This window comes from Nocardia sp. NPDC055321, from assembly GCF_053645575.1.
Genome location: NZ_JBSHMS010000005.1, coordinates 455,309 through 473,633 on the forward strand (window position 1 = coordinate 455,309; position 18,325 = coordinate 473,633).

Annotated in this window: 23 protein-coding genes and 1 tRNA gene; 14 read left to right on the forward strand and 10 right to left on the reverse strand. The window is 68.0% G+C overall.

The features are described 5' to 3' along the window. Positions 1-34 precede the first annotated feature (34 nt). Complete coding sequence (locus tag ACWIGI_RS11180) at positions 35-415, reverse strand: nitroreductase family deazaflavin-dependent oxidoreductase (protein WP_454202216.1); 381 nt, start codon at positions 413-415, stop codon at positions 35-37. A 358-nt stretch (positions 416-773) separates the two neighbouring features. On the opposite strand from ACWIGI_RS11180, the gene ACWIGI_RS11185 reads away from it, so the two are divergent. Beyond that, on the forward strand, positions 774-1,283 hold the full coding sequence (locus ACWIGI_RS11185) for an NUDIX hydrolase (RefSeq protein ID WP_454202217.1): 510 nt from the start codon (positions 774-776) through the stop codon (positions 1,281-1,283). A 202-nt stretch (positions 1,284-1,485) separates the two neighbouring features. Next, positions 1,486-1,770 (forward strand): hypothetical protein, encoded by a 285-nt coding sequence (locus ACWIGI_RS11190; RefSeq protein ID WP_454202218.1) that lies wholly within the window; start codon positions 1,486-1,488, stop codon positions 1,768-1,770. Here the strand turns inward: ACWIGI_RS11190 and ACWIGI_RS11195 are convergent. The 3 genes from ACWIGI_RS11195 to ACWIGI_RS11205 all read right to left on the reverse strand — a co-directional run bounded on the left by ACWIGI_RS11195 (position 1,767) and on the right by ACWIGI_RS11205 (position 4,909). Beyond that, entirely contained in the window at positions 1,767-3,290 is a 1,524-nt protein-coding gene (locus tag ACWIGI_RS11195) for an alpha/beta hydrolase (RefSeq protein ID WP_454202219.1), read from the reverse strand. The genes ACWIGI_RS11190 and ACWIGI_RS11195 overlap by 4 nt on opposite strands. Before the next feature lie 198 nt (positions 3,291-3,488). Then, the gene (locus ACWIGI_RS11200; RefSeq protein WP_454202220.1) at positions 3,489-4,280 is read right to left on the reverse strand and encodes an alpha/beta fold hydrolase; all 792 of its coding nucleotides are present in this window, start codon (positions 4,278-4,280) and stop codon (positions 3,489-3,491) included. Positions 4,281-4,282: 2 nt separating this feature from the next. Further along, positions 4,283-4,909, reverse strand: coding sequence for a TetR/AcrR family transcriptional regulator (locus ACWIGI_RS11205; RefSeq protein WP_454202221.1), 627 nt, complete (start codon positions 4,907-4,909; stop codon positions 4,283-4,285). Between the two features lie 237 nt (positions 4,910-5,146). On the opposite strand from ACWIGI_RS11205, the gene ACWIGI_RS11210 reads away from it, so the two are divergent. From ACWIGI_RS11210 to ACWIGI_RS11220, 3 genes are all read left to right on the forward strand, one after another. After that, the gene (locus ACWIGI_RS11210) at positions 5,147-6,040 is read left to right on the forward strand and encodes an SMP-30/gluconolactonase/LRE family protein (RefSeq protein WP_454202222.1); all 894 of its coding nucleotides are present in this window, start codon (positions 5,147-5,149) and stop codon (positions 6,038-6,040) included. A 73-nt stretch (positions 6,041-6,113) separates the two neighbouring features. After that, on the forward strand, positions 6,114-7,613 hold the full coding sequence (locus ACWIGI_RS11215; RefSeq protein WP_454202223.1) for a carboxylesterase/lipase family protein: 1,500 nt from the start codon (positions 6,114-6,116) through the stop codon (positions 7,611-7,613). Between the two features lie 99 nt (positions 7,614-7,712). Then, positions 7,713-8,114 (forward strand): PPOX class F420-dependent oxidoreductase, encoded by a 402-nt coding sequence (locus ACWIGI_RS11220; RefSeq protein WP_454202224.1) that lies wholly within the window; start codon positions 7,713-7,715, stop codon positions 8,112-8,114. A gap of 10 nt (positions 8,115-8,124) precedes the next feature. Here ACWIGI_RS11220 and ACWIGI_RS11225 read toward each other — a convergent pair whose 3' ends face one another. The 3 genes from ACWIGI_RS11225 to ACWIGI_RS11235 form a co-directional block, all read right to left on the reverse strand. Beyond that, a complete protein-coding gene (locus tag ACWIGI_RS11225) occupies positions 8,125-8,346 on the reverse strand; it encodes a hypothetical protein (RefSeq protein WP_454202225.1) in 222 nt (73 codons plus the stop codon). 180 nt (positions 8,347-8,526) lie between these two features. Continuing rightward, on the reverse strand, positions 8,527-8,868 hold the full coding sequence (locus tag ACWIGI_RS11230; protein WP_454202226.1) for an HIT family protein: 342 nt from the start codon (positions 8,866-8,868) through the stop codon (positions 8,527-8,529). A 17-nt stretch (positions 8,869-8,885) separates the two neighbouring features. Further along, a tRNA-Asp gene (locus tag ACWIGI_RS11235) sits at positions 8,886-8,959 on the reverse strand. 639 nt (positions 8,960-9,598) lie between these two features. On the opposite strand from ACWIGI_RS11235, the gene ACWIGI_RS11240 reads away from it, so the two are divergent. Further along, positions 9,599-10,405, forward strand: coding sequence for an alpha/beta fold hydrolase (locus ACWIGI_RS11240; protein ID WP_454202227.1), 807 nt, complete (start codon positions 9,599-9,601; stop codon positions 10,403-10,405). Between the two features lie 19 nt (positions 10,406-10,424). Here the strand turns inward: ACWIGI_RS11240 and ACWIGI_RS11245 are convergent, their stop codons facing one another. After that, positions 10,425-11,111 (reverse strand): RibD family protein, encoded by a 687-nt coding sequence (locus tag ACWIGI_RS11245; RefSeq protein ID WP_454202228.1) that lies wholly within the window; start codon positions 11,109-11,111, stop codon positions 10,425-10,427. Then, on the reverse strand, positions 11,111-12,481 hold the full coding sequence (locus ACWIGI_RS11250; RefSeq protein ID WP_454202229.1) for a helix-turn-helix domain-containing protein: 1,371 nt from the start codon (positions 12,479-12,481) through the stop codon (positions 11,111-11,113). Before ACWIGI_RS11250 ends, ACWIGI_RS11245 begins: the two co-directional genes overlap by 1 nt. Positions 12,482-12,613: 132 nt before the next feature. Here ACWIGI_RS11250 and ACWIGI_RS11255 point away from each other — a divergent pair, with 132 nt between their 5' ends. The 4 genes from ACWIGI_RS11255 to ACWIGI_RS11270 all read left to right on the forward strand — a co-directional run bounded on the left by ACWIGI_RS11255 (position 12,614) and on the right by ACWIGI_RS11270 (position 14,528). Next, positions 12,614-12,886 carry a hypothetical protein gene (locus tag ACWIGI_RS11255; RefSeq protein WP_454202230.1) on the forward strand — a complete coding sequence of 91 codons (273 nt, stop codon included), beginning with the start codon at positions 12,614-12,616 and terminating at the stop codon, positions 12,884-12,886. After that, positions 12,883-13,206, forward strand: coding sequence for a hypothetical protein (locus ACWIGI_RS11260; protein WP_454202231.1), 324 nt, complete (start codon positions 12,883-12,885; stop codon positions 13,204-13,206). Before ACWIGI_RS11255 ends, ACWIGI_RS11260 begins: the two co-directional genes overlap by 4 nt. A gap of 543 nt (positions 13,207-13,749) precedes the next feature. Beyond that, positions 13,750-13,878: a DUF2510 domain-containing protein gene (locus ACWIGI_RS11265; protein ID WP_454202232.1), complete on the forward strand. Its 129-nt coding sequence runs from the start codon at positions 13,750-13,752 to the stop codon at positions 13,876-13,878. Continuing rightward, positions 13,836-14,528 carry a hypothetical protein gene (locus ACWIGI_RS11270; protein WP_454202274.1) on the forward strand — a complete coding sequence of 231 codons (693 nt, stop codon included), beginning with the start codon at positions 13,836-13,838 and terminating at the stop codon, positions 14,526-14,528. The genes ACWIGI_RS11265 and ACWIGI_RS11270 overlap by 43 nt, the downstream gene beginning before the upstream one ends. A 58-nt stretch (positions 14,529-14,586) precedes the next feature. On the opposite strand, the gene ACWIGI_RS11275 is transcribed toward ACWIGI_RS11270, so the two are convergent. Further along, positions 14,587-15,267: a TIGR00266 family protein gene (locus ACWIGI_RS11275; protein ID WP_454202233.1), complete on the reverse strand. Its 681-nt coding sequence runs from the start codon at positions 15,265-15,267 to the stop codon at positions 14,587-14,589. 159 nt (positions 15,268-15,426) lie between these two features. Between ACWIGI_RS11275 and ACWIGI_RS11280 the strand changes: the two genes are divergently transcribed. The 4 genes from ACWIGI_RS11280 to ACWIGI_RS11295 all read left to right on the forward strand — a co-directional run bounded on the left by ACWIGI_RS11280 (position 15,427) and on the right by ACWIGI_RS11295 (position 18,286). Further along, on the forward strand, positions 15,427-16,161 hold the full coding sequence (locus tag ACWIGI_RS11280) for a peptidylprolyl isomerase (protein ID WP_454202234.1): 735 nt from the start codon (positions 15,427-15,429) through the stop codon (positions 16,159-16,161). A 176-nt stretch (positions 16,162-16,337) separates the two neighbouring features. Further along, complete coding sequence (locus ACWIGI_RS11285; RefSeq protein ID WP_454202235.1) at positions 16,338-16,856, forward strand: hypothetical protein; 519 nt, start codon at positions 16,338-16,340, stop codon at positions 16,854-16,856. Positions 16,857-16,882: 26 nt separating this feature from the next. Then, positions 16,883-17,392 (forward strand): HIT family protein, encoded by a 510-nt coding sequence (locus ACWIGI_RS11290; RefSeq protein WP_454202236.1) that lies wholly within the window; start codon positions 16,883-16,885, stop codon positions 17,390-17,392. Between the two features lie 129 nt (positions 17,393-17,521). Then, a complete protein-coding gene (locus tag ACWIGI_RS11295) occupies positions 17,522-18,286 on the forward strand; it encodes a hypothetical protein (protein WP_454202237.1) in 765 nt (254 codons plus the stop codon). Positions 18,287-18,325 lie beyond the last annotated feature (39 nt).

The following is an 18,325-nucleotide window of genomic DNA, read 5'->3' on the forward strand; positions in this document are numbered from 1 at the left end:
GACGCGACCGGAGGAAATCCGATCGCGTGTCGCGTCAGTCCGCGATACGCGCCTGCACGTAGTTCTCGGCGGACAACGCGACGAGCACCTGACGCACGCCCGGCGGAGCCCACGAGGCCGACGCGTCCTGTCCCACCACCGGGTCCACGAGCCGCACGACCCGACCCCGGGTCTGGAAGTCGAAGCTGCCCGCCGCTCGAATATTCTTGAGCCAGTCCACGTTCCGCCCGTAGGTGAGGGCGATCCGATAGCCCCCGTCGCGCTCGAACACCATGACCGGGACCGAGTAGGCCCGCCCGGAGTTGCGGCCGACGTGCCGCACGATCCCGAACCCCGGCGCGACCCGCGCCAGCACCCCCAGCACCGGGTTGGTGACTCGCCGATTGAGCTCGGCCAAAGCCTGAGGCAGCGGCATGATCACGTCCTCTCTGACGAAAACGGTTGCGCCCCAGAGGCTACGCCGCCTGTGCGCTCGCGGCGGGCGAGTGACGCCGAATGGCCGGTCGGGCCACCGGCTCGGCGCGGTCGTGCACACACCCACCGGAGCCGCTGCGGCCGACGGTGCCGCACTCGGTGGCGCCCCACGCTCGCACCGCGCCCGGCTCAACCGCCATCGTGTCGGGCCGAGCGCTTCGCGCCGAGACGCCGTGAATACTCGCCACGCCCTCGAATCGCCATGCGGCCGACCCCCGCCAGCGGCCGGGTACGCGCCGGCCCGGCCCCCTGACTAGTGTTCCGAGTCGACCGCCGGCCCCGGCGCGGAGAGGAGCCCCATGCCCGAGATGATCGCGATCTACGACGCCGCAGGCAACGAGATCGGCTCCGCGGACCGCGCCCGCGTCTACGCCGAGGGCCTCTGGCACGCCGCCGCCGGCGTGCTGGTCCGCTCCCTGGACGGCGCCCGCATCTACGTCCACCGCCGCACCGACACCAAGGCGGTCTTCGCCGGCATGCACGACTGTCTGGCCGGCGGCGTGCTCGACCCCGGCGAGGATCCCGCCGCCGCGGCCGCCCGCGAGCTCTCCGAGGAACTGGGCATCACCGCCACCATCCCCCTGCGCCCCCTGGCGACCACCTCCTGGGATGGCGAGTGGTCCGGAAAACCGATGCGCTGCCACCTGTTCGCCTACGAGTACCGCTCCGACGGCCCCCTGCACCACCAGCCCACCGAGATAGCCGACGGCTGGTGGTGGACCGACGCCCAGCTCCGCGCCCACCTGACCGACCCCACCTGGCCCTTCGTCCCCGACACCCGCGTCCTGGTCCCCCATCTCCTGCGCTGACCCGGGCCGTCTACCGGTGCCCGCGATGCCCCCACCAGGTTGGAGATGTCGTCGACGTCGCCACCATCGTGGCAGCCGCGAAAGCCGGTGACGCGAAGTCCCGGGTGGCCGATGTGATCACCCAATTGTGTCTGCGCGCCTGGGATTCCGAGGTGGCCGCCGACGGCGCCGATGGTGGTCGGATGCGGAGTGGTGGCAGTACGTGGCGCTCGACAGACTCCTACCCTGGGCGGCTGTCGCCCTCGAGCTGCCCGGTGCGACGCCGGAGCAGTACGACCTCATCGACGACGTGTCCCATGCCTACGATCCGGACGGTCACGCCGGGCACTACTGGGACCGGATCCCCGACCGCTTGGTTGCCGATTTGTGCACCGCGGTGGCAATTGGCCGAGAACGGCGGCCGGCGCGAACGGCGGCACCCGGCAACGACATGAACCAGCGGCGCGGCCGGGGCGGTCACCAGCCCGGCCCGCGACGGCAGGGCTAGAGGGTGCAGCGCGTCCCGGCGGGCGGGGTCTTCAGGTTGATCAGGTAGTCGGCGACGGCGTCGTTCACGCAGGGGCTGATCGCGGACAGGGCGACGGTGTGTTGTTCGCCGTCGACGGTGAGCAGTGTGCCGCCGAGGGTTTCGGCGAGGGACTCGCTGCCGGGGTAGGGCGTGGCGGGGTCGCCGGTGATGCCGATGGTGAGGGTTTGCGGGAGGCCCTCGATACCCACCGCGTAGGGGTAGCCCAGGGTCGGTGGGGCGGGCCAGAACTCGCAGGCGTCGCGTGCGCCTTCGACCCCTTGGCCCGGATCCATGTACGGGGCAACCTCGTACAGGCGGCGGCGCAGCTCGGTTTCCTCCTCGGGGGTGCGGCGTTCCTCGTCGAGGCAGTTGATCGCGTAGGCGGCCTCGGCGAAGTTGGGCCAGCGGCCGTCGGGGCCGCGACCACCGAACGCGTTGCCGAGTGCCACCAGGGTGTCGCCCTTGCCCTCGCGAATCTCGTTGAGGCCCTTGGTGATCACCGGCCACGCGGCGGAATCGTAGAGCCCCGCGGTGACCGCGCCCCACACGTCGGCGAAGGCCAGCCGATGCCCCTCGACCTCGACCGGCTTGTCGGCGACCGACCGGGCGAGCTGCTGAAAGTTCGTGGTGGCCCGCGCCGGATCGGTGCCGAGCGGGCAGTCGGGGCGGGTGGCGCAGTCGGCGGCCATCGTGTCGAATGCGCGCTGGAAGCCCGCGAACTGGGTGATGCGCCGGTCGACGGTGCCCGCGTGCGGGTCGATGGCGCTGTCCAGCACCATGGCTCGGACGCGGTCGGGGAAGGTCTCGGCGTAGACGGGTCCCAGCCGGGTGCCGTAGCTCTGGCCGAGGTAGCTGAGCTTCTCGTCGCCGAGCGCCGCGCGCAGGATATCCATGTCGCGCACCGCGTCCCGGGTGCCGACGTGCTCGAGCACGTCCGCGCCGCCGCTGCGTTCGGCGCAGCGGTCCACCAGCGCCCGGGTGTCGTCCGCACTCCAGCGCCCCACACTCGATGCCATCGGGAAAACAGCCTGTCCCGCATCGGTTTCCGCGTCGCCGAAGCAGTCGATGGCCGGCGTGGACGCCCCGACCCCGCGCGGGTCGAAGCCGATCAGGTCGAATCGTTCGGTCACCGGGCTCTGCGCCCAGGTCTTGGCTCCGACGGCGGCCATGGCCATTCCGGGCCCGCCCGGCCCACCGGGGTTCAGCAGCAGCGAGCCGATCCGCTCACCGCGCGCTGGCGCCTTCAGGACGGCGATCCGCATGGTGCGCCCGCCCGGGTCGTCGTAGTCGAGGGGGACTTCCAGTCGCGCGCAACGGAAGTCCGGGTTGCTCGAAATGGCCGTCTCGTCGCCGACGGTGGTGGCGTAGCCGTCACAGGCCCCGAAGGCGAGTTGCTGGTCGTAGAACCGTTGCATCTCGTCCGCCGTCGACGACTGCGAGCAGCCGGCCAGGGTGAACGCGAGCAGGAACGCTGTCGCCGCGGCGGTGGCGGACTTCATGCCGGTGGAACTCCCCTCGTGTGGTGAACGCGCTGGTCGTGCGATCCGGCGCCCGTGCGCCGGCCCGCTACGACACTCCCAGGCGGCCGGCCCGGGTACGGCCGATGCGCCACCGTCGGCGTGTCGAGCGATCCGACCGCACGAGCACGGCGATACCCGCGTTCGGTCCGCCGAACCCCCGCGAACCCGTCCCGATCGTCAGCGAATGTTCGCGTCCGCCTCCGCGCAGAACCGCAGCACGTCGGCGTTCGCCTGCTCACCGGCGCCGATGAGGTAGTTGTGCCCGCACCCCGGGTAGGTCCGCAATCGGCTGTCGGGCAGGGTATTCGCCAGCTCCCTCCCGAACTCGACCGGCACGACCCGGTCGGCTTCCCCGTGCAACACGAGGCTGGGAACCGTCAGCCGCGCGACTTCGGCCGGGGCGATCGAGTACGAACGCAATGCCTGCTGTTGCGCGCGCAGCGCCATGCGACTGCGCTTCTCGGCGCGAAACACCGCCAGGTCGGCGTCGATCTCCGCGCGGGGCGCGGCCGGCCCGTACAGCCGCGTCCGCAACGCCGCGACGGTCAGCGCGGGCGGCAGCCAGAATCGAAGATCCGCCCACAGCGGCGCGCGCGGCTTCTCGGCCGACAGAATCCCCGTGCACCCCAGCACGAGCGAGGCGACCCGCTCCGGGAACAGTCGCGCGAACTCGAGCGTGATCACCCCGCCCAGCGACGCCCCGTACACGTGGGCCCGCTCGATCCCGGCCGCGTCGAGCACCGCGCGGGCGTCGGCGGCCATGTCGGCGATGCTCGCGACCGGGGTCGCGGTGCTGCGCCCGATCCCCCGATTGTCGAAACTCACCACCCGATGGTTCGCGCGCAGCGCCGCCAGCACCGGATACCACATGGCCGCACCGAATCCCGCGCCCTGCACCAGCAGGACCGGGCTTCCGCTGCCCCGCTCCTCCCAATGCAGGCGTACCCCTTGGCTTTCGGCGAACGGCATAGTTACCCCTGTTCCGTGAGCAGTCGAAGTGCGAAGTCCGCGAAGGTATCCGCGACCTTGTCCGCGCCGAACGGCGCCTGCGGCGTCCACCATTCGGCCGCACGAATTCCCATCGCCCCGATCGCGGCGACGCTGAGCCACGGCTCGGGCGCGGCGAACGCGCCCAGCCGGACCCCGCGCTCGATGACGTCGAGGAACATCTGTTCGGTCTCGGCCCGGATCGCGTAGAGCTGTCCCCGCTGTTCCGCTGTCAGGGAACGGAATTCGCGATGGGTCACCCGGGCGAGCTCGCGGTAGCGCAGATGCAGCTGCACGTGCGCGCGGGCCAGCGCCCGCACCTGCTCGGCCGGGTCTGGCCCGGTGCCGAGCTGGACGTCCTTGAGCACGTCGCGCTGGTACCGGTGCCCCATCGCCACGAGCTCGTACAGCAGTTGCTGCTTGGAGCTGACGTGGGTGTAGATGGCGCCGGGCTGCAGTCCCAGCGCGGTGGCCAGATCGCGGACCGAGACAGCGTGGTAGCCCTGTTCGCCGAATAACCGCAGCGCGGTTTCGTACAGGCGCCGCCGGGTGCCGGACAGTTCTGCCCCGGCCGGCAGCAGGTCGGTCTCGCCGAGAGCGTGCGTAGTCATCATCCATCCCGTGTGAACGAGTGTTCAGGTCGAACGATAGCGATTCGATGTTCGGCTTTCAATACCGGCAATTCGCTCGCGTTTCCCCTTGACATGTGATCGGCATCGCATCCATGCTGGCACTCACCCGCCTGAACGATCGTTCAGGTAGCGCTCGTTTCGCTCGTGCACCGCGCCGAGCGGCGACGCCGGAACCGGCGGAGTCGGCGAGCGCGCACGTCCGAGAGAAGACCTCGAATGACCCCTGACATCACCACCGTTCTCACCGGTTTCGCGTTCCTGGAGAGCCCCCGCTGGTACGACGGCCGACTGTGGCTGTCGGACATGTACACCCATCAGGTGATCTCCGTGACCGCCGACGGCGGCGATCTCCGTGTCGAAGCCGAAGTCCCCGCCCGGCCTTCGGGTTTGGGCCGGCTGCCCGACGGCAGGCTGCTGATCGTGTCCATGCGCGACCGGCTGCTGCTGCGCCGCGAGGCCGACGGAACCCTCGTCACCCACGCGGACCTGTCCGGCAGCGCGGTCGGTCACCTCAACGACATGGTGGTCGACCGCCACGGCCGGGCCTACATCGGCTGCTTCGGATTCGACCTGGCGGCGGCGGAGTCCCCGCGCCCCGCGCCCCTGCTGCGCGTGGATCCGGACGGAACGGTGACCGAGGTTGCCGACGATCTCCGGTTCCCCAACGGTGCCGTCATCACCGACGACGACGTGCTGCTGGTCAACGAGACGCTCGGCAATCGCATCACCGCCTTCGATATCGCGGCCGACGGCGGTTTGCACAACCGGCGCATCCACGCCCGGTTCGGCGACCTGCCCACCGCGCACGACCTGGGTGACGTCCTCGCGCAGGTCGTCGTCGGCGGCGACGGTTCGGCGCTCGACGCCGAAGCAGGGCTGTGGGTGGCCGACGCCCTGCACGCCCGCGTCCTGCGCGTCGACACGGCCGGCACGATCACCGACGAGATCCCGCTGGGCACCGGCGCGTTCGCCTGCGCGCTCGGCGGGGCCGACGGCCGCACCCTGTTCGTCTGCACGGCACCGGATTTCGACGAGCACGCGCGCTCGAACGCCCGGGAATCGACGGTGGTCGCGCTGCGGGTCCTTATCGCGGCCGCCGACTCGCGCTGAGCGACCGGTTCCGGGCATGTCCCGCAGTTGCGAACCACCATCTACTCAACCCCCAGCTCGAGGAGCCCGCGCAATGGAAACGATCGTCCACGTCACCGGCGGCAAGATCCGAGGCCGGACCGAAGACGGGATCAGCCGATTCCTCGGCATCCCGTACGCCGCGGCGCCGGTCGGCCCCGCCCGGTTCCAGGCCCCGGCCCCGGTGCCGGACTGGGCGGGCATCCGCGACGCCCTCGAGTTCGGGCCCACCTGTGTGCAGTCGCCGTACCCGCCGCCGATCGACGCGCTCATCGGCAGCGACGGCATTCCCGGCGACGACTATCTGAACCTCAATGTCTGGACCCCGGATGTCGGCGGGCACGGCCTGCCGGTCATGGTGTGGATTCACGGCGGCGCGTTCACCCGCGGCTCGAACGCTCGAACCATGTACGACGGCACCACTTTCGCGCGCGACGGCGTGGTGCTGGTCTCGATCAACTATCGGCTCGGCATCTCCGGGTTCGCCGCAGTGGCGGGCGCGCCACACAATCGCGGCCTGCGCGATCAGGTCTTCGCACTGGAATGGGTGCGGCGCAACATCGCCGCGTTCGGCGGAGATCCGGGCAACGTCACCATTTTCGGTGAGTCGGCGGGCGGTATGAGCGTGCTCGACCTGCTCGCGTCCCCGCCCGCTCGCGGGCTGTTCCACCGCGCGATCGCGCAGAGCGCCAACGGATCCACGGTGGCGACGGCCGAGGACGCGGCCAAGGTGACCGCGCACCTGGCGGGCCTGCTCGGGATCGCGCCCACCGCGGCCGATTTCGGCGCCCTCGATCCGGCCCGGTTGCGCACCGCGCAGGAGGAGCTCGCTCGCGACATCATCGCGGATCCCACCCCCGACCGCTGGGGCGAGTCCGTGCTGGCCAACGGCTTCGGTGTCATGAGCCTGTTCCCGGTGATCGATGGCGAGTACGTGACTGCCCGACCGTCCGATGTCCTTGCCGCCCAACCGGATCGGACCGTCCCCCTGCTCATCGGCTGGACCGCCGAGGAGTATCGCTTCTTCGTCTTCCCCACCGGCGCAGCGGCGGGCATCACCGCCGAGATCCTGCCGCACGCGGTCGCCCGCTACGGCATCGATCCCGCCGTACTGGACGCCTACGCCGCCGACCGCCCCGGCGCCGGTCCCGCCGACCTCTTCTGCGCCGTGATCACCGACCTGGTCTTCCGCAACGACGCACTCCGCATCGCGACGGCGCTCGCCCCCGCGCATCCGACCTACGTCTACGAATTCGCTTGGCGCTCACCGGTCGCCGAGCTCGGCGCGAGCCACGTGATGGAGATCCCGTTCGTCTTCGACCGGCCGGACGCTCTGCCGACCCTGACCGGCCCCGACGCACCGCACGCCCTCGCCACCGAGATGCACCGCGCCTGGGTGTCCTTCGCGACCGATAGCGATCCCGTCTGGACCCCGTTCGACGCCGAGTCCCCCACGATCCGGGTCTTCGACGCCCCCGAGTCCCGCGACGTCCCGGTGCCCCGCGCCGACGAACTCCGGGCTCTGCGCCGATCCCGCTCCGCCCCGACCCCCTGACCCGACGCGCCGGTCCGCCGCTCGCCCGGCGGCGGTCGCCGGTTCGCGCGATGATGGTCCGCGCCGCCCGAACACCGACACCCCGAGGTGACCAGACCCATGGCTCCGACCTTCGACGACGTCTACCGCGAGCGCTACCTCCTCCTGACCACCTACACCAAGGACGGGACCCCGAAACCCACCCCGGTCTGGGGCGTCCCCGAGAACGGCAAACTGCTGATCATCACCGACGACGGCTCCTGGAAGACCAAGCGCATCAAGAACACTCCCCGCGTGACGATCCAGAAGTGCGGCGTCCTGGGCAAGGTGAAAGGCGAGCCCGTGGAGGCGGTGGCCCGGATGCTCCCCCCGACCGAGACCCGCCGCGTGTTCGACAAGATAGTCCGCCGCTATTGGAATCACGCCTTCTATTTCGTCCCCTACGCCCTCCTGCGCGGCGGGATCACGAAGGTGCACGCCGCGATCGAGGTGGAGCCCCTCCCGACCCCCGGCCAACCGTAAGCCGGGGACCTCACCCCGGCTCCATCCCAATCGGATAAAACACCCGGCCGGCGTTCAACAACTGTGTCGCGACGGCATATTCACGGTCGTCCCCCTGCAGCAATGGCAGCACGTCCAGTGCGTGACACATAGGCAACACCCGGCTCGGCCCCCGGTTGAACGCCTCCACCAATTGAACGATCAGCTCCCCCGGCATCCGAGGCGGCGGGGTCCGCGCGTCAACCTCTCCCATGCCCCCAGCGTTCACCCCGGGTCCGACACGAACGCCCACCAGTCAACCCGGGGTTCCTCCCGCACCCCGTTCCGGCGATGCGCGAGTCACGGACAACGCCGGGCTGTCCGAGACTCGTCCCACCGCTTCCGGGCACTGAGTTACGCCGCCGTGGTCTGCGCACAGCGCGACTCGGGTGTCTCACCCCGATCCGGAAGTCCCCGTCCACGGCAGCCCCAGCCCGTCCCCCGCTCGCCGGGGCACGTAGTGCACGTGGAGGTGGGCGACGGTCTGCGTGGCGGCCGCTCCCGCCGAGGTGATCAGATTGAAGTCGGTCCCCTGCGCCCGGCCGTAGGCCGCCGCCGATTCCATGGCCCGCCCGACAGCCGCCACGTCCGGGTGCTCGGCATGCCAGCCCGGCACGAACAGCATGTGCCCCGCGACCACAGGCTCGATCGGCGCGAACCGCACCACCCCACCCGGGTACTCTCCCTCGATCTGCCCCGCCGAGATCCGCACGCAGAACACACATTCCCCGACCACACCACGCTCCTCACCGGTCAACCCGACGGGATTCGAACCCGCATCCTCCGCCGTGACAGGGCGGTGCTCTGACCATTTGAGCTACGGATCGCCAGTAACCCGCCTCCGGCGGGTTACTCCCCGCACCCCGTTCCTGCAGTGCGGTACAACAAGATTCACACCCCACCGCCCCGCTCTCAACTGATTTTCGCCAGGGCCTGCGGTGACCCCGCCGGTAACGCAGCATCGAAGAACAGCCGACCGGCCTGTCGAGATTCGTTCCACCGTAAAAGTCCTTTCCGGCTTCGGAATACCCGAGAACGCGCTAGATAGATATCCGTGACCACGACCAACGACAAGCCCCTTCGTTTCCTGAACCGCGCCCAGCTCGCCGAACGGATAGGCGTAGCCCCCTCCGCCCTCAGCCGGTACAACCTCCCTCCGGAGGACGCCATCATCGGGCCCGTCAACGACGACGGTACACTCCCGAAAGGCACCGTCCGCGGCTGGCTCGAACCAACTGTCGACGAATGGAACTCGAACCGACCGGGCCGCGGCGCTCGCACCGACCTACACGGGTGAGCCAGCGATACGACGTCTCACGAATCGGGGAGGCAGCGAGAACACCCTGGTTCCGAATGCCCACCGGCCGCCGTGTCCATGTCAGCCGATCATCCCCGTGCAAGCGAATCCGCGCGCAGCGCCACCCGATTCACACGAACCGCAGCATCCTGGGTGGTATCAGTTGAGAATGCGGCGATTCGAGAGGGTCGACCTCGGCTACGAAGCAGCGGTCACGCTCGTAACAGGCGATTCATCGGTAGTGGTCGTGTACGTCAATGCTCTGGGCACAAGCCAATCCCAATGGGATGACGTCCTGGCCCAGCTTTCCGGACACACGACGATCACCTATGACCGGGCCGGTATCGGAGCCAGCTCCCCACTGCCGCCACATCTCCGCACGCCGCGAACGCTGGGAGACCTCGCCGAGGAGCTGCGAACCCTGCTGAACAACCTCGGGGTCGACACGCCCCCTGTGCTCGTAGGGCATTCGATAGGCGGCCTGATCGCACTGATGTACGCCGCCCGATACCCCACCCACACCGCAGGACTCGTTCTCGTCGACTCGACGGTGTTGAGCCATCTGGAAGTCGGTCACTGGCCCGACAGCGAGGACGGCGACGGATCGTCGAGACTCGACCTCACCCGCTCTCAGGCAGAACTTCCAACTACCCAGTGGCCGTCGGTACCCGCCGTCGTGGTTGCCAGTGCGATCGGCCGCTGGCTGCGTCTGACGCCGGATGAGGCCGAGGAATACGCCCCGCTCACCATCGAGCAAGTCGAAGAACGATGGCAGCAAGGACAGCGGCTACTCGCGACAAACCTCGATGCCCTGTTGGTGATCGCGGATCACGCCGGACACGACATCCCATCCGACCAACCCGCATTGATCTCCGCGAGCATCGACGCAGTCGTCGCGGCCATCAAAACCGGCTCGCCGGTTACGATCCCGGACAGTCGGCTGCACACCGCCGGCGGCACGAGCCCGGCCGGATAACCACCCGCTCGCAGCAAAGCTATGTCCCTCCCGGAGTCGAACTGGTCCGTTTGGGCCTGTACCGCAACACCACCACATCATCGAGTGCGGTGCAGTCGATGAACTCCAGTCGCCGCCGCGGGCCTCCGGGAAAGACAACAGGGTGCACGAACCGCGGCGCCTCGGCCTGTCCGATCAGCAGTGGCGCTACCGCATAGCGGAGCTCATCAGCCAATCCGGCTTCGAGAAAGGCGGTGTGGATATGAGTTCCGCCCTCGACGATGAGCTGACCGACACCACGGCTCCCCAGATCTTCCAGCAACGCCTCCCAGAAGCTGACATCGGCGATCGCCACGACCTCGGCCACCTCGCTGAGGGACTCACCGATCTTCGCGCCCCCCTCCATCGTCGTGTAGACGATCGGTCGGCCCGCTTCGACGTGATGGTGAAACATACGAGCGTCAGGGGAGAGGTCCCCAGTCCGTGTCACAGTGACCTTCAACAGATTCGCCGGCTTCCCAGCTGCCACACGGGCATCGCGCCGCGCTCGGCTCCTGAGCCACAGCCGCGGATCATCACGACGCACTGTCTCGGCGCCGATCAGAATCGCGTCCGACTCCGCCCGCAACTGGTCGACCCCGTCGAAGTCGCGGTCATTGGACAGGTACAGGCGCTCGGGAATGGTGTCGTCGATGTAGCCGTCGAGGCTGGCAGCGACAGAGAGCACTACGTACGGTCGGACCACTCCTGAGCCTTCCAGGTCGCGTAGGCGTGGCGGAACTCCGCGACACCCGGTTGGGTACTGGCGGAGTCGATCATGCCCGAGAGATGTCGCACCTTGTGCAAGATGCGTGCCGAGGAGGTTCCCACCCCGATCTGTAGCGCCTCCAAGCCGAGCCGCGCCGCCGGTTCGATCTCCCCCGCATACATGTGAGCCACGGCAGCCCGAGCCAGATACACCCCCTTGTCACGAGGGTAACCCGGTTGCATTTGGGCCAGCGCCCCCTCGAACTGCTGTGTAGCACTCACGAATTCGCCGATCTCAGCACAGGTGTGGGCTTCGTGCGCATCTATGTAGGAGTTGTCGAGGAACATTCCCCACTTCGGATCATGCTGTGCCCGATCGACGATCCCACGCGCCCGGTCGTATGTGCGTGCGCTCTCGCCGCGGTCGTTCGCGAGTGCGAGAGCGTGGGCACGAAAGGTGAGCGAAGCGGCAGCGAACAGTGAATCGCCCGGCGCGCTGCGGTGCGCGGCGCCCGCCAGTTCTTCGGCCTCGGCGCCGTCACCTTGGTCGCAGGCCAGCTGGCTCATCCGCACCAGCGACAGGCCGACGTAGTAGTCGTCGGCAACCTGGTGCGACCACTGCAGCGCGCGGGCAGCCCAGAACTGAGCGTTCGCGAAGTCTCGCTGATCCTGGAACTGCCATGCGGCAGTCTCGGCGAACATCGCCCTCATCCTCGCGATGCCGTCAGGGTCCCCGACTTTCGACTTCTTGAGTTGGTCCAGCAGATCGAGTGCACCGAGCACGTGCGGAAGTGTTCGGGCGGAGCCGTAGATGTTGTCCGACTCGATCAGAGACATCCGAAGCGAGTCGAAGTGCTTGACGTGGTCGATTCGCGAGTTCGCGAACATCTCCGCGAATGCCTTGCCCGCCCAAGCATTCTGGACCGCAATGTCAGCGTTGGACGCCGCCGCCCATACAGCACCGGCACCAATCGAGGCGACAAAGCTACGACGCGGAATCGACAGGAGTGCTACTTCTCCCGCGAACGTGCGGGCAGAGACTGCGACACAGTCATCCGAATCTGTTTCCAGGGGTTGAACCGGTTCGACGGCGTCGAGATTCGACCTAGTTCGGGGCTCGATAAGAAGTGCCCGAAAACGTTGCACAACAGCGGCATCCACCGCATCGAGCTTCTGATCCATGCGCGCGGCGTACGCGCTACTCAACGTGATGGTTCCCTCACGGCGTTCCCATTTCTTGACACAGTCCACGGAGACACCGACGAACTCGGCGAACGGCCCCTGTTTGAGCCGCAACGCTGTTCGAAATGCTTTGGTTTCAATGCCCGTCCATCGAGCACAGGTGGCCATCGGCTTTCCCCTAACCGATTCAGTGGCTCGAGAGTACCCCTGCGGTACACCTCCGGTCACTTCTTTCCCCAGCTGACAGCAATCACAGTAGGAGGTACCAGCTGACCCGTCGTCCGACAGGAGCCGATCGCTGTGGCATTGACCGAACACCAAGCAAGAGTTCTTGCCGCCCTGCCGCGCTCGAGCGTCACGGCAGCGATGACGGTACGGGACCTGACCCGCACCACCGGAATTCCGGAAACGTCCATCCGCCGAGCCCTCCTGGGCCTGAAGACCTCCGGGCTCGTGGTGGCCACCCTGCAGGGCCCTGCGGGGTGGCGATCGACCGATCGCGGCCGGCTCACCATCAGCCGCCCCGCCTATGCCGAGTACTGTGCCGATCGCTTGCAGGGGCGTGCGGGATGAACAACGACACCAAAGTGCTCGAAGTACTTCTGTCGAATGGCCCGCAGCGCCGGCGACTCACGATCGCGCAGCTCCAGGAGAAGACCGGCCTCAGCAGGGACGAGGTCTTCCTCGCCGTCGCCGGAGGGCTTCAAACCTGGGGCTACACCACCGCCATCACCCACGAAGGTCCCGAACCGAAGTGGACCGCGACCTACCGCGCCGTACGGGAAGTCGATGCGAACGGATACGACCGCATAGGTACGGGTCCGGACTGGGGTACCTACTACCTTCCGAAAGAGAGTGTGAATGATGCCCTCGATCAACGAGGCCGGGCCTAACAGCGCTGCTATGTCCTTCTAGCCATCCAACACGACAAATTGGAATATTCGGACAAACATGGTTAAAGCACCTCGATTCAAGCTGCAATAGAGCGAATTCACTGCACAGATATTCGCCTCGGTTCAGCCAATCTCGAATGATGCACCCTGGCACGCAATGTCAGTTACCCGCGAGGCGTCGCAAGCTAAGCTGCCGAAAACTCGCACAAGCCTTGGGGAACCGTGAACTACCCGCAACCGGGGCCACAGCAACAGCCCCCGAACCAGCCACCCCGCCCCCTCGCACAACAACCCATACAGACGAACTGGCGAGGAAAACCGAAGCCGCGTGACCCGATCCCTCCATACCTCCAAGGGACACCTCAATGGGTATGGTCCGCAGCCCTCCTGGGTCTCCTCTTCCTGGCCGGTCAAGCGGGCTTCAGCGGCGGCGAACTGATCGTCCTGGCGGTGATACTCAGTCCGGTAGCGCTACTCGGGCTTATCATCCGCGCACTCGTTCGAGTCGGAAACAAACCGCCGCACCCATTTGTCACGAACACAATGACCCCGCCCCCTCAAACCTTCGGACCACCACCGGGCTGGTATTGCGATCCGACAGGTGCGGTTCGATGGTTCGATGGCCGGCAGTGGACCGATATCGTTCGACCCCCAGGACAGATACCAAGCTGAATGCTCACCGGTCCAGTCGCATCGCTGCGCTCAACGTGAAGTTCGACCGGGCCCCGCACGACGATGCCGCCGTACATGCCGCGCGCGGGTTCCATGCCCGCGGCGAGTTCGAACTCATCGACAAGATCGGTGAGCAGTACGCCGGCGACGCGGGGTACGACCCGATCCCTGCGGCAGATCGGAAGCCCGCCTGCGGCGTGCCGCCGCTTCGGCAGCACGAAACCGACATGAAGATCGAACCGGACCGTCTGGACGGCGTCGGGATCGCCGACCACCCACGGCGAGCCGGGGCTCATCGGCCGTGGCGCACAGCGCCCTTCACATACGAGAACATCACCGCCCCAGCCTATCCGGCACAAAACCCACCCCCAAAACGCCAGCAGCCCACCGAGTCCCGCGCGACTCGATGGGCTACCGAAGTTCCTCGGGCGTTGCCGTCGGAGCGACAGTTACTGGCCGGCGGTGCCGGTGAACAGACCCTGGATGGTCTTGATCAGAACCTCGGCCAGGAAATCCGCTGCGGATCCGGACACGGTGTACTCCTCATCTGTGAAACGACATGTCGAACATGCGAAGCATGCACGCTTCACATGTTTGCGGGTGGCTTTTCGCGAGAAAAGTTTCCCGGTCGGATCAAGATTTCATACTAGAACCAGTTCCAGCTGGGGTTATGCCCACTCATTGGGACGGTGATCTAGATCACATCGACTAGCCCGACGAAGCGGAGGACCCTGCCCACGCCGCGAACGCCCCGGGGTTGCGGGTTTGCAGCAGGACCCGGCCGGGGCCGACGAAGTCGAACACGAACCCCTCGCCGGACTTGAGCGACTGCAGCGAGCGACCGGACACCGCGCGCCGAATCGTGAAGTTCATGGCCAGGTCGTAGGCGACGACATGTCCGGTGTCGATCGTGACCGGCTCGCCGGGCGCGAGATCGATCACGTCGATCGCGCCGAACACCCCGAGCACCACCTCGCCGTGACCGTGCGCGCGCAGGCCGAATCCGCCCTCCCCACCGAAAAGATTCGCGAACCCGCCCCATTTCGCCTCGACCGTCACCGCGTGCGAATTGGCGATCCACCCACCGCGGCTGATGTAGAACGGCCGGTCAGGGGTAATGGAGAGCGAGAGCATGTCCCCCGGCAGCGCGGGCGCCACATCCACCCAGCCACCCTGCTGCGGCGCGGTGAACGTCGACACGAAGAACGACTCGCCCGCCAGCATCGAGCGCTTGAGCCCGGCCAGCACACCACCTTCGGCCTTGGCGTGCAGCGCGACCCCGGCCGAATGCGCGACCATGGCCCCGCTCTCGACCCGCATGGGCTCGCCCGGGTCGAGGAAGCAGCGGGCAATGGTCGACGACGGATTGTGCCGCAGTTGAACCTTCATATTCGGCGACGTTAGCAGCGAAAACCCTCCTCGCGCGCGCGATCCCGGCGCGTCCCCGACGGCATTGCGGCCATCCCGGTCCGCGCGGGCGGCGCAGATGCAATGATGCCGGGCGGCACGGTCCGAGTCCTACCCCCGACGATGAAGGAGAACCACCCGGTGACCACCGAGACGCACACGCTGCCGCTCGATGACGATCAACCGCGGCGCTCGCGCCGAATTCGCTTAGACCGCAAGGCGCTTCGGCGCTTCGGCCTCGTCGCGGCGGTGGTCGCACTCACCGTTCTGGTGACCGGCCGTGCCGAGGCGCTGCCCGATCCCGCGCCGCAGCGCTCCCCCGGCTGTTCCGCGCCCGAGTCCGGCACGCCCACCGGCGCCAAATGGGCCACCGAGCCCGCGATGACGATCGACCAGAACGCGACCTACACCGCGACCCTGGAGACCAACTGCGGCACCATCACCGCCGAACTGGACGCCGCCCGCGCCCCGCACACGGTGAACTCGTTCGTATTCCTCTCCGATCAGGGCTATTTCGACCACACCCGCTGCCACCGCCTGACCACCGAGGGCATCTTCGTGCTCCAGTGCGGTGATCCGACCGGCACCGGCACCGGCGGCCCGGGCTACAAGTTCGTCGACGAGAACCTGGCGGGCGCGTCCTACCCCGCGGGCACGATCGCGATGGCGAACGCGGGCCCCAATACCAATGGCAGCCAGTTCTTCCTGGTCTACCGCGACACCCGCCTGCCCGCGAACTACACCCCGTTCGGCCGGATCACCGGCGGCATGGACGCCCTGCAGAGCATCGTCGCCGCGGGCACCCAGGACGGTTCGGGCGACGGCAAGCCCGCCGCCGACCCCACCCTGGTGTCGGTGTCCGCCGAACAGGGCTGATTCGAAAGCCGTACGGCCGCTTCTCGACCCACCCGCGCGAACGCGGTCCGCGCGGGTGGGCGCAAGACCAGCGGATGGCATCACCCGATGAACGAGTGCTCGGCGAACCGCTGTCGCCACGCCCCGGCCCGAAAAGCGATTGGCCGCCGACCACGGACTACTTACGCTGACAGGTCGTGAAACTCTTTCTCGCGGCCATCCTCCGCGCGGCAGCGGCCGCCCGGCGGAAGCCGCGCACCACCCCCGAGCCGCCCGTCCCTCCGCCGGACTCGGCTTCACAGCGTGCCGAAGCCGTTCGGCCCGAATGGTGCATCGTCGCGAACCTGCTCCCCTACCCGTACAACCCCGGCCCGAAAGAGCACTACCGCAGCCACCGGATCTTCCCCGCCGGAGCCAAACTGCACGTGGTAGGTGGTTTCGCCGGCATGGGCAACGAGGTGGTCTGCGTGGTCGGCACGAACCACCACGGCCGCATAGTGATCGCCAATATCGCCGCACGCCTCCTCGGCGGCTGGCGTGTGGCGCTGATCCATCGCCCGGCCGTCCTCCGCGCGATCCACCGGTCCGCCAACCACAAAGGCGCCCCGGCACACCGCTGGCACAACCCGGAATGGGCGTTCGACTCCCCCGAGTACGCGGACAAGCTCCGCGAGCAAGCGGCCGGCTTTCAACAGTGGCTCCACGGCGGGCACTGAGCGCTGCCCGCAGGTACGGTCGCGCAATGGGGAACCGATGCGCGATCTGTGACAAGCACCGCGGCCTGGGACCATTGGTCGGCCCGGTGATCTACTCCGACGATCTCGTGATCGTGACGCATCGCCCCCTCTCGGACGGGATACCGATGCCCGGCTACCTGTTCGTCGAAACAAAGCGCCACGCACCAACTTTGGCCGACCTCGACGACGACGAAGCAGTGGCCGTCGGCTGGGCTGTCCGCCGCGCCGCGTACGCCCTGCGCGCCGAAACCTCCCCCGAGTACGTCTTCTCCGCCATCACCGGCCGCAGCGTCCCGCATTTCCACCAGCATGTCTTCGTGCGCCCCGCCGGTACCCCGGACACGGTGGATTGGTTCGCCTCCTGGACCGACGGCCAGCACATCGACGAATCGGCCCTGGCCGAGCTGTGCGAACGGCTGGCCGGGCATTTCCAGCGGGTGGAATCCGTTCTGCCGGGCGGCTTCTCACTCGGCGGCGACACAGCCGGCGCGCCCGAAACCCGGCTGCCCCTGTAATTGACGGCAGCCGATCGGGCACCGACGGGTTCGTCACCCTGACAGAGTTGGGTGGCAGCACCATGCCAATTCGACGAAAGCGGCAGGCGAGCTACAGGATTCGACACAGAATCACCGAGGAAGTGCATCATGCGCATTGTGAACGGCGAGCACGCCGCGCAGGTAGAGCTGACCACCCCGACCACCAGTGGATTCCTGCTGCTGGCCGCGGAGGCCGGTCGCTGGGTGGGCCCGATACCGTGGGGACGGCGGTCGCGCCGACGCGTTCTGGACCAGCTCGCACCCCTGTGCCGCCGCCTGGCCGAGCGCGACGATGTCGCCGAGGTGACGGTGTTCACCGCCGCACTGCGCCCGCCCGGCGAGGGCGCTCCGCTGCTGCGCCGCGCCGGTGTCCGCCCCGCCCGCTACGACGTGGTCGTCCTGCTGCGCACCCAGACGGTCGACGCCCTCGCCGCGGTGCGAGACGACCCCGCGTGCAAAGAACTCGTGGCGGCCCTGGAAGGCGGCACCGAACACGTCCGTCTGACCGCCGCGAGCAGTCCCGCCCGAATAGCCGACGTCGACCACGACGCGAACCACTGGTTCCTGTTCAACTACTTCCACTGCCCCGACTCGGAAACCGTCTTCGACGTATGGAAATACACCGCCGGCTGGTTCCAGCGCGAGACCGCCCTGCCGAACTCGGTGCCGATGCGCCCGCTCCCCGCCGAGCCCCAGGACTACACCCTCGTCAACCACGCGAGCTGGCCGACCCTGCGCACCTTCCTCCCCGCCCTGCTGTTCCGCCGCACCTTCCGCACGTTCGTCCTGGCCAACTTCGCGGCCAATGGCATTGCCGCCCAACCGATCATCTACCGCCGCTACGCCAACGCCCCGGGAAGCGCCCTCGGGTAAGGCGGCCACGAACCCGGTGAGCGGGAGCCAAGTTCTGAA